The 15572-nt window shown below is 59.1% G+C and carries 15 protein-coding genes; 7 read left to right on the top strand and 8 right to left on the bottom strand.

Features of this window, described 5'->3' with window-relative positions:
* Nucleotides 1-25 precede the first annotated feature (25 nt).
* The 3 genes from ACODSV_RS11940 to ACODSV_RS11950 all read left to right on the top strand — a co-directional run bounded on the left by ACODSV_RS11940 (nucleotide 26) and on the right by ACODSV_RS11950 (nucleotide 2108).
* Nucleotides 26-1042: a 1-aminocyclopropane-1-carboxylate deaminase gene (locus tag ACODSV_RS11940; RefSeq protein ID WP_024077475.1), complete on the top strand. Its 1017-nt coding sequence runs from the start codon at nucleotides 26-28 to the stop codon at nucleotides 1040-1042.
* Between the two features lie 137 nt (nucleotides 1043-1179).
* Nucleotides 1180-1632, top strand: a complete 453-nt coding sequence (locus tag ACODSV_RS11945) for a hypothetical protein (protein WP_024077474.1) — start codon at nucleotides 1180-1182, stop codon at nucleotides 1630-1632.
* A gap of 53 nt (nucleotides 1633-1685) precedes the next feature.
* Entirely contained in the window at nucleotides 1686-2108 is a 423-nt protein-coding gene (locus tag ACODSV_RS11950) for a hypothetical protein (protein WP_150095473.1), read from the top strand.
* A 46-nt stretch (nucleotides 2109-2154) separates the two neighbouring features.
* Here ACODSV_RS11950 and ACODSV_RS11955 read toward each other — a convergent pair whose 3' ends face one another.
* The 7 genes from ACODSV_RS11955 to ACODSV_RS11985 form a co-directional block, all read right to left on the bottom strand.
* Complete coding sequence (locus ACODSV_RS11955) at nucleotides 2155-3309, bottom strand: M20 family metallopeptidase (protein ID WP_069077047.1); 1155 nt, start codon at nucleotides 3307-3309, stop codon at nucleotides 2155-2157.
* Nucleotides 3306-4730, bottom strand: coding sequence for a M20 family metallopeptidase (locus ACODSV_RS11960; protein WP_150054116.1), 1425 nt, complete (start codon nucleotides 4728-4730; stop codon nucleotides 3306-3308). Before ACODSV_RS11960 ends, ACODSV_RS11955 begins: the two co-directional genes overlap by 4 nt.
* Nucleotides 4727-5716: an ABC transporter ATP-binding protein gene (locus tag ACODSV_RS11965; RefSeq protein ID WP_069077046.1), complete on the bottom strand. Its 990-nt coding sequence runs from the start codon at nucleotides 5714-5716 to the stop codon at nucleotides 4727-4729. The genes ACODSV_RS11960 and ACODSV_RS11965 overlap by 4 nt, the downstream gene beginning before the upstream one ends.
* Entirely contained in the window at nucleotides 5713-6729 is a 1017-nt protein-coding gene (locus ACODSV_RS11970; protein ID WP_024077469.1) for an ABC transporter ATP-binding protein, read from the bottom strand. Before ACODSV_RS11970 ends, ACODSV_RS11965 begins: the two co-directional genes overlap by 4 nt.
* A gap of 32 nt (nucleotides 6730-6761) precedes the next feature.
* On the bottom strand, nucleotides 6762-7664 hold the full coding sequence (locus tag ACODSV_RS11975; RefSeq protein ID WP_150095474.1) for an ABC transporter permease: 903 nt from the start codon (nucleotides 7662-7664) through the stop codon (nucleotides 6762-6764).
* A gap of 9 nt (nucleotides 7665-7673) precedes the next feature.
* Nucleotides 7674-8591, bottom strand: a complete 918-nt coding sequence (locus ACODSV_RS11980) for an ABC transporter permease (RefSeq protein WP_024077467.1) — start codon at nucleotides 8589-8591, stop codon at nucleotides 7674-7676.
* Nucleotides 8592-8696: 105 nt separating this feature from the next.
* Nucleotides 8697-10217, bottom strand: a complete 1521-nt coding sequence (locus tag ACODSV_RS11985) for an ABC transporter substrate-binding protein (protein WP_024077466.1) — start codon at nucleotides 10215-10217, stop codon at nucleotides 8697-8699.
* 186 nt (nucleotides 10218-10403) lie between these two features.
* Between ACODSV_RS11985 and ACODSV_RS11990 the strand changes: the two genes are divergently transcribed.
* Nucleotides 10404-11321 carry a LysR substrate-binding domain-containing protein gene (locus tag ACODSV_RS11990; RefSeq protein WP_024077465.1) on the top strand — a complete coding sequence of 306 codons (918 nt, stop codon included), beginning with the start codon at nucleotides 10404-10406 and terminating at the stop codon, nucleotides 11319-11321.
* 51 nt (nucleotides 11322-11372) lie between these two features.
* Here the strand turns inward: ACODSV_RS11990 and ACODSV_RS11995 are convergent, their stop codons facing one another.
* The gene (locus ACODSV_RS11995; protein WP_489078263.1) at nucleotides 11373-11498 is read right to left on the bottom strand and encodes a hypothetical protein; all 126 of its coding nucleotides are present in this window, start codon (nucleotides 11496-11498) and stop codon (nucleotides 11373-11375) included.
* A gap of 395 nt (nucleotides 11499-11893) precedes the next feature.
* Here ACODSV_RS11995 and ACODSV_RS12000 point away from each other — a divergent pair, with 395 nt between their 5' ends.
* From ACODSV_RS12000 to ACODSV_RS12010, 3 genes are read left to right on the top strand one after another with little or no spacing between them, the layout of a single operon-like run.
* Nucleotides 11894-12781 (top strand): hypothetical protein, encoded by an 888-nt coding sequence (locus ACODSV_RS12000; RefSeq protein ID WP_024077463.1) that lies wholly within the window; start codon nucleotides 11894-11896, stop codon nucleotides 12779-12781.
* A gap of 1 nt (nucleotide 12782) precedes the next feature.
* Entirely contained in the window at nucleotides 12783-14198 is a 1416-nt protein-coding gene (locus ACODSV_RS12005; protein WP_150054221.1) for a saccharopine dehydrogenase C-terminal domain-containing protein, read from the top strand.
* A gap of 16 nt (nucleotides 14199-14214) precedes the next feature.
* Complete coding sequence (locus ACODSV_RS12010; protein WP_150095357.1) at nucleotides 14215-15384, top strand: MFS transporter; 1170 nt, start codon at nucleotides 14215-14217, stop codon at nucleotides 15382-15384.
* Nucleotides 15385-15572 lie beyond the last annotated feature (188 nt).

Here is a 15572-nt window from a genome sequence, read left to right on the forward strand (position 1 = left end):
TGTCCAATAAACAAGGAGCAGAGTCATGAACCTGAATCGTTTTAAACGTTATCCGCTGACCTTCGGTCCTTCTCCGATCACGCCTTTGAAACGCCTCAGCGAACACCTGGGCGGTAAGGTCGAGTTGTATGCCAAACGTGAAGACTGCAACAGTGGCCTGGCCTTTGGCGGCAACAAGACGCGCAAGCTCGAATACCTGATTCCCGAGGCGCTCGAACAGGGCTGCGACACCTTGGTGTCCATCGGCGGGATCCAGTCGAACCAGACCCGCCAGGTCGCCGCTGTCGCTGCTCACCTCGGTATGAAGTGTGTGCTGGTCCAGGAAAACTGGGTGAACTACTCCGACGCCGTGTATGACCGGGTCGGCAATATCGAGATGTCCCGCATCATGGGGGCTGACGTACGACTGGACGCTGCAGGGTTCGACATCGGTATTCGGCCCAGTTGGGAGAAGGCCATGAACGACGTGGTGGAACGGGGTGGCAAGCCGTTCCCGATACCGGCGGGTTGTTCCGAACATCCCTACGGCGGGCTTGGGTTCGTCGGCTTTGCCGAGGAAGTGCGGGAACAGGAAAAACAACTGGGGTTCAAGTTCGACTACATCGTGGTCTGTTCCGTGACCGGCAGTACCCAGGCCGGCATGGTCGTCGGTTTTGCCGCGGACGGCCGTTCGAAGAACGTTATCGGCATTGATGCCTCGGCCAAGCCCGAGAAGACCAAGGCACAGATCCTGCGTATCGCCCGGCACACCGCCGAGCTGGTGGAACTGGGGCGTGAGATCACCGAAGACGACGTGGTGCTCGATACACGCTTCGCCTACCCGGAATATGGTTTGCCCAACGAAGGTACGCTGGAAGCCATTCGCCTGTGCGGCAGCCTTGAAGGTGTGTTGACCGACCCAGTGTATGAAGGCAAATCCATGCACGGGATGATCGAAATGGTCCGCCGTGGCGAGTTCCCCGAAGGCTCGAAAGTGCTTTACGCGCACCTGGGTGGGGCACCTGCGCTGAACGCCTACAGCTTCCTGTTCCGCAACGGCTGATTAACGCCAATAACCTGTGGGAGGGCGCTTGCTCATGAAGCGGTGGGTGAGTCGGCATCAATATTGAATGTCACGGCCTCATCGTCGGATCGCCGACCGGAGCAAGCTGCTCCTACCAAACTGCCGGGAGTACCGCCATGCATGCGATATCGCAATCCGCAGTCTGGATCAAGGAACCTTCGGCGGATGCCGGAGTGGTCATCGTGACCAGCGCTACGTTGCCCAAATACATGATCGACAAGCTGCACGTGGCGATAGATGACTGGGACCAGGTGGCTTATCTGGCCGTCAAGCAATCCGAGGCGTTGATGGTCGACTGGTTGCGGGCGGAGCAATCTGCTGGAGCCTACACGTGCCATGCCAGCCAACTGTTGCGCGGCGTCTCCCACGGAAGTTTTTTACTGGATGTCGAAGTCGGCACGGTTCCTGGCTTGACCTGGCTGGGGTCCGTGCACGGTCACCCGTTGCGCGTCGTCGAACTGGGAACGATAGCCTCATCCACCGCAGCGATGGATCAACAGGTAGAACAAGTGCTTTCGGCGACCCGCGGTCTGGCGAAAAGCGTGCTGCAGGCGCGCGGCGTGATTTAGCCAGTGTCCGCACCCATTCGCTTGTTGAATCCCCCCAAACAAAGGCAACGCCTATGAGCCAAGCTGCCGATTGTCGTACCCATGCCCTGAAGTGGATGCGCGAGCTTTCAAATTGCACACGTATCGTGGTCATCGCGTGCGGGCTTGATAGCAATCATATTGATTTGATCCATCAGGGTTTCAGCTGTTTTGACAATGTGGCGCTGATCCATGTCGATGCTGTGAACACGGTGCCTGGCCAGCTCGCTGAGGTACGAGTGGCCAAGGGTGACTGCTGTTTTGTCGTGCTCGGTGAACTGGATGAGCGTTTATTGCACGGCCTTTCCATTGGTCAGCCCTGCGTCTACCCGATTGCTTCAGACGGGGCGGCCGAACGTTCGGTCATTGCCGCAGTAGAACAGGTGAAAAGCCTCGCCCGAGTAAGCCATTCGCGCCACCTTGAAGTGATACCCGACAGCGGCGGGAGCTGCCTGTGAACCTGTCGGATACCCTGGCCTCGGTGACGCGTAGAAACCCATGACCTCAAACGCTGTCGCCGACCGCCAGAATGGTCGCCACCAACGCCTGCGCGCGAGGCACCAGCGTGTCCAGCTCCAGATATTCACGATCGGTGTGAACCTTGCCACCCACCGGCCCGAGGCCACACAGGGTTGGAATGCCCAGGCTGGCGGTGAATCCGGAGTCGGCGCAACCGCCGGTGAATTCGCCTTCGACGCTGAAACCCAGCGCACGCGCTTTTTGTTGGTAGATGTGCAGCAGCCGTTCGCTGTGATGGGCTTCCATCGGTAGAAAAGTCGTCGCTTCCTTGAGGATGGCGCGGGTGCCGATCAGTTCTTCTTCGGCGACGATGGCCTGGATTGCGCTGAAGATTTGATCCCAATGCTTGAGTTCGATGAAGCGCACGTCCAGCCGGGCGCAGGCGCTGGGCGCGACGGTGTTGCTGGACGTGCCACCGGATATCAGGCCAACGTTAGTGGTGATGCCTGCCGGGTAATCGGTCAAGGCATGCAGCTTGACGATCTTGCGTGCCAGGGCTTCGATGGCGCTGGCTCCGTCAGCATGGTTGACCCCGGCATGCGCCGCGCGGCCGCTGACTTCGATGATCAGCGTGGCTCCGCCTTTGCGTGCGTTGACCACGTTACCGCTGGCCCGGCCGGGTTCGGTATTGAGTACGGCGCGGGCGGCACGGGCGGCGTTTTCGATATGGGGTCTGGCGCTGCCGGAACCGATCTCTTCATCACCGGTGTACAGAACCTGCACCGGATAGGGCAACCGGCCGGCGCGCTTGAGTGCCATGAGGGCGAAGCAATTGAGCACCAAGCCGCCTTTCATGTCGGCGACGCCGGGGCCATAGGCGAGGTTGGCGTCGCGACTATAGCCGCGCGTCGTGGTGGTGCCTTTGGGGAACACCGTGTCGCGATGGCCGAGCAACAGCACCGGTTTTCCCGGTTCGCCTGGCACTTCGGCGAGTATCACGTCGCCAAAACCATCGACCGGTATGCGCTTGAGCAGGATGCCGTCGGCTTCCAGTTCCGCCGCGAGCAGCGCGCCCACGGCGTCGACGCCCGCCTTGTCATAGCTGTTGGAGTCGGTGTCGACGATACGCTGCAGCAGTGCTTCCATGGCTTGGCGCTGGTCGGCAAGCCAGTCCAGCGCCTGTTGTGGAGTGGCACTCATTGCGCCTGCTCCCGTAACTGATGTTCCTGAGTCAGGCGGGCTGCGTCGTTGCCCAGGTCCCAGAACAGCCCCGCCATGATTTGCAGGCTTTCCTTGACCACCGGTGCCAGCAAGTGCTCGTTCGGCGCATGTTGTGAACAGGCCGGGTACGAGTGCGGCACCCACAATGTTGGCAGGCCGAGCACGTCCGCGAACACGTCGTTGGGCAGCGAGCCACCGAGGTTTGGCAGCAGCGCAGGTTTTTTGCCGGTGGTTTGTGCCAGGGAACTGAGCGCCCAATTGACCCAAGGGCTCTGCGGGTCCAGCCGAGTGGCATGCATCACCTCAATGCGGCTTTGCTTGACCTCGACATTGCTGAAGCCATGCGCATCCAGGTGGGCGCGCACCGCCGGGATAAAGGTCGTGTAGTCGCTGTTCACCACGAAGCGGATATGGCAGTGGGCGTTGGCCTTGCCGGGGATTGCATGCACGGGAGCGTCAGGGTTGCCGGTCTTGAAGGCGATAACGTCGAGGGTGTTCCAGCCGAATACCTTTTCGCTCAGCGAGAGCTCCGGGTTACCCCAGTTGGCGTCGATTTCCGGATCGCCCGGCCCGCCACCGACGTTAATATCGGCCAGTGCCTGCCGAACCGGCTCCGGCAGTGTCTCGGGCATCAGGCCCGCAACTTTCACCCGGCCGTGTTCATCGACCATGCTTGCGATGGCATTGGCCAGGATGATGCCAGGGTTAGCCAGCAACCCGCCCCAGTTGCCAGAGTGATGAGCGCCTTCGCGCAAATTGACCACCAGCTCGAAGTTGAACACCCCGCGCGAGCCAAGAAAAATCGTCGGTCGTGATGCCGCCAGGCGCGGGCCGTCCGAGGCGATGAAGATATCCGCGGCGAGCTCGTTACTGTGCGCGGCACAGAATGCATTCAAGCCCGGCGAGCCTTCTTCTTCGCCCATTTCCAGCAGCAGTTTGACGTTGAAACCCAGCTTGCCGTCGCGAGCCTTGAGCGTTTGCTCCAGCGCGGTCAGGTTGATCAAGTGCTGGCCTTTGTTATCTGCCGTGCCGCGGCCGTACCAGCGATCGCCTTCGACAGTGACTTGCCACGGCGACAGGCCTTCACGCCACTGCGCCTCATAGCCGCGCACCACATCACCGTGGCCGTAGCTGAGCACGGTCGGCAGGTCCGGATGTTCAATGCGCGTGGCGATCATGAAGGGGCCGCGCTCTGCCACCGGGTTGTCATAGATCTTGACGCTGAAGCCCATCGCCTCGACATGTGGGGTGATGAAGTCATTGAGGTAGCGATACAGCTCGGGCTGGCTGTCCGCTGCCTGGCTTTCGGTGTGCAAGGCGACGCTACGTTCGAGCAGATTGAAAAAATCGCCGTTGTCGAATTGCTCTGTGGTGTTGCTGATGGCCAGTGAACGACTCATGAGTGGACAAGCTCCAGTGTTTGGGCAGAAGTGTCGTGAAGGTGGCAACGCACGTTGCCGCCGGTAAGCGGACCATTGGCCGGATAGGCCGTTTTGCAGGGGGCGAAGCAGCTCGGGCAGCGCGGATGGAAGGCGCAGCCGGACGGCGGTGACATGGGGTTGGGGAAGGTGCCGTGCAGGCCGATGTCGGGAATGCCCAGGCGCGGATCGGGCGTGAGCACCGAATCCAGCAAGGCGCGGGTATAAGGGTGGCCGGGTTTGGCGAACAACGCTTCGCGCGTGCGTTCTTCGACGATGCGCCCCAGATACATCACCGCGACCCGGTCGGCGAGGTGTTCGATGACCGCCAGGTTATGGCTGATCAGCAGATAGGTCAGGCCGAATTCGCGCTTGAGGTCTTGCAGCAGATTGAGAATCTGCGCCTGCACCGAAACGTCCAACGCCGAGGTGGGTTCGTCGCAGATCAACACGTCAGGGCGCATGATCAGCGCCCGTGCAATCGCCACCCGCTGGCGTTGCCCGCCGGACAGCTGGCTCGGGTAGCTGTCGATCACCCGTTTGGGCAGGCCGACCACATCAAGCATCTCTTCGGTCTTCTTGCGCCGCTCGACGGTGCTGCCGATGTCATGCACGATCAGCGGCAGGGTCACGATTTCGCGCAGGGTCTTGCGTGGGTTCAGCGAGGAGTACGGGTCCTGGAATATCGGCTGAATGTGCCGGGACATTTCCTTGCGATCCGTCGCCGCCAGGTGTTTGCCATTGACCAGCACATCGCCGCTGGTAGGCGGCAACAGACCGAGCAGCATCTTGGCCAGGGTACTTTTGCCGCAACCGGACTCGCCCACCAGGCCGAGGGTCTCGCCACGCATCAGGCGCAGGGAAACGCCATCGACAGCCTTCAGGGTCGCGGCGGGTTTGAAAAAGCCCTGGTTGATCCGAAACTCGCGGCGGATGTCGCACAGCTCCAAAGCGATGTCTTTTTTCATGACCTTGCACGCTCCTGAAGGCGAATCGGTGCTGGGGCCGGTGCGGCGAACAGGCAACGCGCCATGTGCCCGTCCTGTTCGACTTCGGGGATGTTTTGCGCGCAGGCCGGTATCGCTTGCCCGCAACGATTGCGGAACGCACACCCTTGCTGTTCGCCGACCAGGCTCGGCACCAGGCCTGGAATCGAACCCAGCGCCTCACCCGGTTTGGTCCGGCCAGGGATTGGAATACTGGCCAGCAGACCCCGGGTGTACGGATGCTGCGGGTTCTCGAACAGTTGCAGGGCAGGGGCGGTTTCGACGATTTCCCCGGCATACATCACGGCGACCCGATCGGCGATTCGTGCTACCAGTCCAAGGTCGTGGGTGATGAAAATCACCGCCAGGCCGAGTTCTTTCTGAATGTCGCGGATCAAGCGCAGGATCTGCGCTTGAATGGTCACGTCCAGTGCCGTGGTGGGCTCATCAGCGATGATCAGGTCCGGTTCGCACATCAACGCCATGGCGATGATCACCCGCTGGCGCAGCCCGCCGGAAAGCTGATGCGGATACTGACGCAAGCGCTCGGTGGCATTGCTGATACCGACTTTCTCCAGCATCTGCGCGGCGCGAGCCAGGGCATCCTTGCGTGACACCTTGCGATGCTGAGTCAGCACTTCGCTGAGCTGATCGCCAATGCTGTAGGCCGGGTTCAGTGACGTCATCGGCTCCTGGAAGATCATTGCCAGACGGTTACCGCGCAGGTCGCACATGCGCCGCTCGCTCTGGCCGAGCATGTCGATGCCGTCCAGCGTCAGCCGGGCCGCGGTGCGTTTTGCCTTGCGTGGCAGCAGGTCCATCAGCGCCAGCGAGGTCAGGGATTTGCCGCAGCCGGATTCGCCAACGATGCACAGCATTTCACCGCGCTCGACTTCAAAATCCAGGCCGCGCACGGCATGCAGCATGTCATCCGGCGTCGGGCTGTTGCCCATGGGGATGTCCACGCGCAGGTTTTCCACATGGAGTAGTGCCATGTTCGGTACCCTCTATCAGTTACGGCGGTCTATCAGTTACGGCCGTCGGGCAGGATCAGATCGCGCAGGCCATCACCGACCAGGTTGATGCCCAGCACCAGAATCATCAGGGCAACGCCGGGAATGGCGATGACCCATGGGGAAAAGAACATGTAGGGTTTGCCTTCAGCGATCATCAAACCCCAGGACGGCGTCGGCGGCTGCACGCCGACCCCGAGGAACGAGAGTGCCGACTCCAGCAGGATCGCGTGCGCCATTTCCAGCGTCGCGACGACGATCAGCGCGCCGACCAGATTGGGCAGGATTTCACTGACCAGAATGCGCAGGGTCGAGCAGCCAAGCGCCTGGGCCGACGCCACATATTCAGCATCGCGAATCTGTTGCACCGAGGCCCTGACCACCACCGCGAAGCGATCCCATAACAGGCAGCCGAGCAGCACGATAACCACTTTCAGTGAGCCGCCCATCAGCGAGGCCGAGGCCAGCGCGACCATCACGACCGGCATGGCCAGCCGGGTGGTGATCAGATAGCTGATCAACGCATCGACCTTGCCGCCGTAGTAGCCCGCCAACAGCCCCATGACGGTGCCGATAAAGCCGGAAATCAGCGCCGCCGCAATGCCGATGAACAGCGAAATACGTGCGCCGTAGAGCAGCCTCGACAGGTAGTCACGGCCCAGCTTGTCGGTGCCGAGCACGTATTCCCAGGTGCCGTGGGCCATCCATACCGGCGGTTTCATGCGCAGCATCACGTCTTGCGCATAAGGGTCGTAAGGTGCCAGCCATGGCGCAAACAGGGCACCGGCGAAGATGATCAGCAACAACACCGCGCCGACGGCGAAACCACGATGACGAAAGCTCTTGCCAAGTATTCGGCTCAGGCTGCTTGGCGGTGGCAGGTAGTCATTGATCGCGAGGGTAGTAGAGGTGTTCATGTAAGCCTCCTAGCGCACGCGAATGCGCGGGTCGAGCAGTGCGTTGAGCACATCGGCCAGCAAGGTGAGGATGATGTAGATCACCGCAATCAGCAGGACCACGGCCTGTACCACCGGAAAGTCGTCACGGGCGATGGCGTCCCAGGCAAGTTGACCGATGCCCTGCAGGGAGAACACGGTTTCGATCACCACCGAACCGCCGAGCATGAAGCCGAACTCCACCGCCGCCAGCGCGACCACCGGAATCAAGGCGTTGCGCAGTGCGTGCTTGAACAACACGCGGGCAGGACGCAGGCCCTTGGCGCGGGCGGTGCGGATGTAATCGGAACTGAGCACATCAAGCATGCCGGCGCGGGTCAGGCGCATGATTGCCGGCGTCGCGTAGTAGCCCAGGGCAATGGCCGGCATGACGAAGTGCAGCAGGGTCGAGTTGCCGGACACCGGCAGCCACTTGAGCGTCACCGCGAACACCACGATCAACATCAGCGCAAACCAGAAACTTGGCATTGCCTGGCCCAGCACCGCGATGCTCAAGGCCAGTCGGTCAACCCAGGTGTCGCGTTTGACCGCGGCCAGCACGCCGAGTGGAATCGCTACCAGCAAGGCGATACCCAGCGCCATGGCCCCTAACCCCAGGGTAATGGGCAAGCGGCTGGCGACGAGGTTGTAGACCGATTCCTGAAAGAAAAACGAGTTGCCCAGGTCCAGGCGTAGCAAATCGCCCAGCCAGTTGAAGTACTGGGTCGGTAGTGGTTTGTTCAAGCCGTACTGCACGCGGATCTGTTCGATCTGTTCGCTGGTGGCTTCCGGCCCGCCAATGGCCGTGGCCAGGTCGCCGGACAGATGCAAAAGAGAAAAGCTGATCACCGACACGGTAATCGCAACGCAAATAGCGATGCCCAGGCGGCGCAAAAGGAATCCAAGCATGGCAAGTTTCCTCATATCCAATGGATGACAGGTGTGAGGACGTGTCCGTGCTGCGGGTTGGTCCGCAAGCCACGGCACCTCTCGATCAATCCGCTCGGTTGCGGGTTACTTCCAACTGGACTGAACGAAACGCGGCAGCTCATCCGGGTACGGCGTGAACGCGAGTTCGGAGGTGTAGGCGTAGTTCATCGAGTAGTTGAACAGCGGCGCCCAGTAGGCCTGTTCGCTGATGCGCTGCAAGGCCTTGCGGTAGTTGTCCTTGCGCACTTGCGGGTCGAGGGCATTGTCGGCGGTCTGCAACCAGCCCTGGACTTGTGGGTCCTTGATGTTGTCGTCCGGATTGCCCTTGAACCAGGTACCGGCCGACGCCGAGGTGTCGAGGATCGAGAACGAGCCCCAGGCCTGAAACGACATCGGCACCTTGCCGCCACGCTGCTGATCGCGCAGGGCGGCGTACTTCAGGAAGCGCAGCTTGGCGTTAATACCCACGGCGCGCAGGTTGCCGATGATGGCTTCGACGTAATCACGGTCGCGATAAGCGAAGATTTCTGTCTCGAAGCCATTCGGGTAACCGGCTTCGGCGAGCAGCGCCTTGGCCTTGGCCGGGTCATAGTTGTAGACCGTGGCCGCGGTGGTATCGCAGCCGAACTGGCCTGGATAACAGGCAACCTGCAAGGGTTTGGCTTCGCCACCCACCAATTGCGTGGCCAGCGCATTGCGGTTGATCGCATGGTTGATGGCCTGACGCACCTTGAGGTTCTTCATCGGAGAGTTTTCGGTGGAGGTGCCCCGGGCATCAAGAATCAGGAAACCGATGCGCATGGTTTCCCCACTGGTCACGGTCAGGTTCGGCATACCTTTGAGGTCGACCGCCTGGTCCGAGGTGACACGCCAGGTCCAGTCGACACCATCGGTCATCAACTCGGCCAGGCGGGTTTCTGCATCCGGGATCACGCGGAACTTGAGGTGGCTGATATGTGGTTGGCCTTGTGGGCTATCCGGGAAGTAGTCCTTGTTGATCTCCATGGTCACGCCTTCGCCGGCCACCACCGACACGGCTTTATACGGCCCGGTCCCCATTGGCTTGCGACTGAATTCGGCCAGGCCGACCTTCTCGAAGTATTGCTTGGGGAACATCGGAACGGCGTTGGACAGGTATTCCAGTGCCGGCGGGAAAGGCTTCTTCAAGTACAGGCGGACACTGTAGTCACCGGTTTTTTCGGCGCTCTTGATCCAGTCTACGTTTTGCACGGTAACGACTTTCGCTTCGGGCGACACCACGTAGTTGAGGGTGAACACCACGTCGTCGGCGGTGAAGGCGTCGCCGTTGTGAAATTTGACGCCTTTGCGCAGCTCAAAGTCGATGGTGGTGTCGTCGACCTGCTTCCAGCTGGTGGCCAGCATGGGTTTGTATTCGCCGCTGTTGGGATCGCGGTAGATCAGGTTGTCCCAGATCAGCCGGCCGAGAATCACGCCTTCGCGTAAATCGTTGTGATAGGGGCTGATGTTTTCAGGCTCGCTGTCGGAAGCGTAAACCAGGGTGTCGTTGGCTTTGCCGGCATGTGCCGGAAAGCTGCTGATAAGGCCCATCAGCGCAATACTGCAAGCGAAACCTTTGATGCCCATGCCGTCGTCTCCGTTGGCGAGAGTGGTTGAATCAAAGGGCAGCGAATCGCAAATGCGTAAAGGAGGATGAAAAGGTCAGGCACTGTTTTTTTTGGTCTGGACACGAATGTAGGGAAGGGCTATCAATGCCACAAGCACAATATTTCGATACTTCCTTTGCCGAAAAGGCAATCCTTGGGGGCACCGATGCAGCTGTATGGCGTGCAGTCCACGGCACTGCGCTATTTTCTTGAAGTCGCGCGATGCGGATCGATCAGCGAGGCCTCACTGCGGCTGAATGTTGCGGCGTCAGCGGTGAGTCGACAAATTTCCAAGCTTGAGTTGGCCCTGGATGCCAGCCTGTTTGAGCGTCGTGCCCGAGGCATGGTGCTCAGCGAGGCGGGGGCGCGACTCGCGGTTTATGCGCGCAAGTCGCAGCTTGAGGCCGAACAGGTGGTGCTGGAAATTACCGAGCTGCATGGCTTGCAACGGGGTCATGTGCATGTTGCCTGCTCGGAAGGATTTGCACTGGAATACATGCCCACGAGCATCAGCGCGTTCAGGCGTGAGTACCAGGGCATTCATTTCACGTTGGAGGTCTGTGCACCCGCTGAAGCGACCGAGAAGGTTCGCTCCGGTGAAGCCGATCTGGCGATGACTTTCAGCCTGACCCCGCAAAAGGAAATCAAGGTCGAACATGTCTTGAGCGGGGCGATTTTTGCCGTGGTCTCCAATTCTCATCCCTTGGCCGGGCGTGAAGCAGTCAGCCTCGCCGAGTTGCAACCCTGGCCCATTGCGTTGCCTAAGGCCGATACCACGATACGGCAACTGTTCGACATCTGTTGCGGTGTACAGGGGTTGTTGTTCGATCCGGTCTTGACCACTAATTACGTTGCCGCGCTCTACAGTTTCGTTCGTGAAGAGGGAGGCATCAGTCTGGCCAGCGAAATGACCTTGCACAAACAGGTAGCGGACAAGCAGTTGCAATGCTTGCCGATCCTTGATGAAGGCATGCAGGCACGGCGCATCGAACTGCAAAGCATGGCTGGACGCAATTTACCGGCGGCAGTTTCTGCGTTCAGGGATTTTCTGATCGCTGAGCTGGCGAAGGCGAAGCGTCGTTGAAACGACATGGTGACTCGACGCTTGCGCCTTGTGGTCGCTCTGGCGCCCAAATCAAACGCTATGAGTGGCGGTTTTTTTTGCCAGCACGCTTTTGATGATGCTGTAGGTGATATACAGCAGGTACGCCGAACCACACAGGGTGGCGACCTTGGAAAAGGCCGGGTACTGATGCAGCAATTGCGCGAGGCAATTCCTGAGCGCTGGGGTTGCGTGACTCCCTGGTCCCGGCGAGAAAAACATGTGAGATGGTTTCTGAATCATTACCTGAGCGGCTCCGCACCAGTGACTCTTTACTACTTTGAGTTAACAGCACGATTGATCCCTCACGCGAAGAGCAAGTATGCATCCGATGAATAATTGGCGAGTTACGTGCGTAAGCCGGTGCAACATGATCTTTCAGAAATCGTCCATTTCGGGTTAAAGATTTTTATAACCTTATTTCTTAAAAGTATTGGTTTTTAGAATGTCTGCATTGTACTAATCGCTTCGTAACCAGGCCGAATCCAGAGCGATTAAGGCCGTTCTCATACCTGTTTGTCACAAAACCTGGAAAGCGATCAGGACGGTGATCCATGGACGATCAGAAAATTTTGGATGAAATAAAAGATTGGTTCATCAGTTGCTTGGGATGCGCGGCGGGTAGACGAGAGTTCAGTAAGAATCGCTATATGCTGGCTATTGCTCGAACCGCGCAAGAGGCCAGGGCTAGCTTTGAGACTTATGTGCGAGCGCTCGAGGCCAGAGAAGCAGTAGCTTGTCTAATCATCTGCCCGACCACCAGCGTAGAGCAGAACACGTACAGCGTGGCTCAAGAAGTTCGACGGCTGTCTACGCTCTTCAGTCCGCTCAGTGAGTTCTCTGCCGAAGCGTTGGCTACGGGCCACGCTCTAAACAAAAAGCTCTATCTAACGTGCCCGGTTACCAACGTTAAAGTGTTGTTCGAAGACTTTGATGCGGTGGCGTTTTGTCCGCAATCAGATGATCTGGATGACGAACTTTATGACCCTTTGATGTCAGCGCCGATTCCAGCGGTCAACTTCAACTCTGATGTGTATGCCTTTTCAATGTTCTGTCGCGACATGAGCGTGCAGAAGTTCAAGCGCGAGGTGTACGAGTTGACCTCGGCAGAGCGCGGTCAGCTCTACGAGTGGGTGTTACAGGGGTGGCAGCGTATCGCTGAGAAGACACTGGGCAATTACATCAATATGACTAACGTTGAAAAGTGTCCAGTCTACTTGCATGACAACAATCGATACTGGTTCGCCAATCATCAGGATCCGGCGTTTGCAGAGTCGGTAAAGGCATTGTATCGACACGATATGCCGTTGATTTACGTGCCCAAGATATTTTGCGAATGGGAGCAGTTTTTCGCAACCGGACGCCTACCGGATTTCAGCGAGACCGCCACCCCAGGCAGCCAACACCTGGACGCAACCGAGTCCACTCTAGAGGCCATTTGAAATGAGCAAGGAAGCGAGTTTTTCCGGCAAAAAATGGGTGTTTATCGGCTTCGGCTCGATCACCAAAGCGACCATCGGGCTGCTGGTCCGCGCGCACACATTCGACCTCTCATCGGTTGTGGTCATCGCTCCGCAGATAGAGCAACACCAGCCGTTCGTCGAACTGGGGGTAAGTTTTATCGACGTGGCGTTGACGCCCGAGAATCTTGGGCACGTGTTGCGCGATGTGGTCCAGCGTGGTGATTTCATCGTCAACCTATCGGTCAATGTGAGCAGTGCTGATTTGATTAGGTTTGCCCATGCTCAAGGCGCGCTGTATCTCGATACCTGCATCGAACCCTGGGAGGGCATGTACAACGAACCCACTCTGACCACCTCGCAGCGTTCCAATTACGCGTTGCGCGACCAGTTGCTGGCCCTTAGAGATGAGCTCGGGCCGGGTCCTACTGCGGTCGTGACTCACGGTGCGAACCCGGGCCTGGTCTCGCACTTCGTCAAAGCGGCATTACTGCAGCTCGCCGCGAAACTCGGCGTGGCCGTGCCTGAGGCCCAGGGGCGCTTAGCCTGGGGCGAACTGGCGATGGCGCTGAACGTAAAGGTGATACACATCGCTGAACGCGACACTCAACGCTCGTCACGCATCAAGTCAGATGACGAGTTCGTCAACACCTGGTCAGTCGACGGGTTCGTCAGCGAAGCCGGACAGCCCGCCGAACTGGGCTGGGGTTCCCACGAGAAAACCTGGCCACCCTTCGCTCGCCATCACCCGTTCGGTTCAAATAATGCAATCTACCTCGAGCGCCCCGGTGCCTCGGTGCCAGTGAAAACCTGGACTCCCAACGGTGGTCCCTGCACGGGTCTGTTGATCACCCACAACGAAGCCATTTCGCTTCCCGACTTTTTGACGGTTAAGGATGGCAGCGTGCTGCTGTACCGGCCAACGGTGCATTACGCCTACCACCCTTGCGACGATGCACTGCTGTCGGTGCACGAATATGTCGGAAGGGGTTGGAAACTCCAGGACAGTAAACGGATTTTGAACGATGAGATTGCCCCAGGTGGTGTCGACGCGCTTGGCGTGCTGCTCATGGGCCATGCCCTGAACGCCTATTGGTACGGTTCGATCCTGAGCATCGACGAGGCACGGCAGATTGCCCCGTTCAACACGGCCACCAGCCTGCAAGTGGCTGCCGGTGTGTATTCAGGCATCCTCTGGGCCATCGAAAACCCCGACCGCGGGATCGTCGAGCCGGAACAGATGGATCATCGTCGGGTGCTGGAAATTGCTCTACCCTTCCTCGGAAGTCTCGAAGGCATCCAGACCGACTGGACGCCTCTGGACACCATTAATGCTCTATTCCACAAGCCCGAAGGTGAGCTCTGCCCGTGGCAGTTCGAACACTTTACCGCTGTCTAGCCAAGGTCGGTCACGAATGGAAAATGCCAGTATTGAGTACACCGACAAACAACGCTGGTTTGCGCTCACCAAGATAAACACCCTCTCGGCCCTGTCGCAGATCGTGCAGATTGGTACCGTCACTCCGCTGCTGTCGCTTTCGCTGGAACAGCAAGGCGTCGAGCCGGCAAAGATCGGGGTGATTGTCAGTGCCTCATGGTTGGCGATCCTGTTGCTCTACAAATGGGTTCCGCGTTTGCTGGCCCATCTGGGGCTCATCAAGACGAATATCCTCAGCGCAGCGCTGACGATTGCTGCGCTGATCGGCATGACCTTGACTACCCATTTGGTACTGATTTTTTTGCTGAACTTCGTGCTCGGTATTGGCTTGATCCTGCGCTGGATTGCCTGCGATACGTGGATCGTCGCGGTCGCCTCGAAAGACGAGCGCGGCCGGGCGATCGGCGTGCATGAGACCTTGATGGGCCTGGGTATTGCGGTTGGCCCGCTGCTGTTGGTTGTGTTCGGCGTCGGGAGTGCCGCGCCTTACTACGCCTGTGCCGTGATCGTGTTGTTATCCGGTGCGCTGGCCTTTACCCTCAGGGGCTACGATACGCGACCGCAAACCCCGGCGGAAAAACGCCATGGCAAGTTGTTCAGCGTCATCCCCACGGCGTTGTGTGGCGCGTTTATCGCAGGCTTTTCGGAAACCTCATCCGTATCGTTCCTGGCAGGCTACAGCCTCTCGGCCGGTTATCTGTTGACCGCCGCCACCTTGCTGATATCGGTGTTCGGCATTGGCGGCACCGTCCTGCAACTGCCGATCGGCTGGATGGCCGACCGCAGTTCGTACAAAGTCGGCCAATTAGTCTGCGGCTTGATACTGTTGTTGGGCACCCTGGCCATTCCGTTCAGCCAGCCGCTTCCTTGGTTGGCGACGATTATCGTGTTCCTGTGGGGAGGCGCCATTGGCGGCATGAACACCCTGGCAGTGATCGAGGCGGGAGACCGGGTTGGAGAACATCAAGTGTCCACCGCCATGACGGCCATTGCGATGTTCTATACCTTGGGCAGCGTGTTGGGGCCCATTGCCACGGGGGCCACAGTGTCCTACGTCAGCGAGCATGGGTTGATGATCACGGTGGGGGGCGTCGGTGCGGTTTTCATTGCGATGTTGGTTTTGCGCAGAGCCCCCGTACAAGAGTGAATTGCGCCAGGGGCTTTGTTTGAAGGGCATAGGCGGGCAGGGGCTTGGGCGTTTCCAATAGCGAGAGTGCATGTTCGGTCAAAGGGATGGTATGCAGACGACGCTTTTTCATTCTCTCCGCAGGGATGGTCCAGATGCGTTTGTCGAAGTCGATGTCTGCCTATCGAGCGATTGACCCTGACTCGCAG

The sequence above is a fragment of the Pseudomonas sp. FG86 genome (assembly GCF_057808775.1).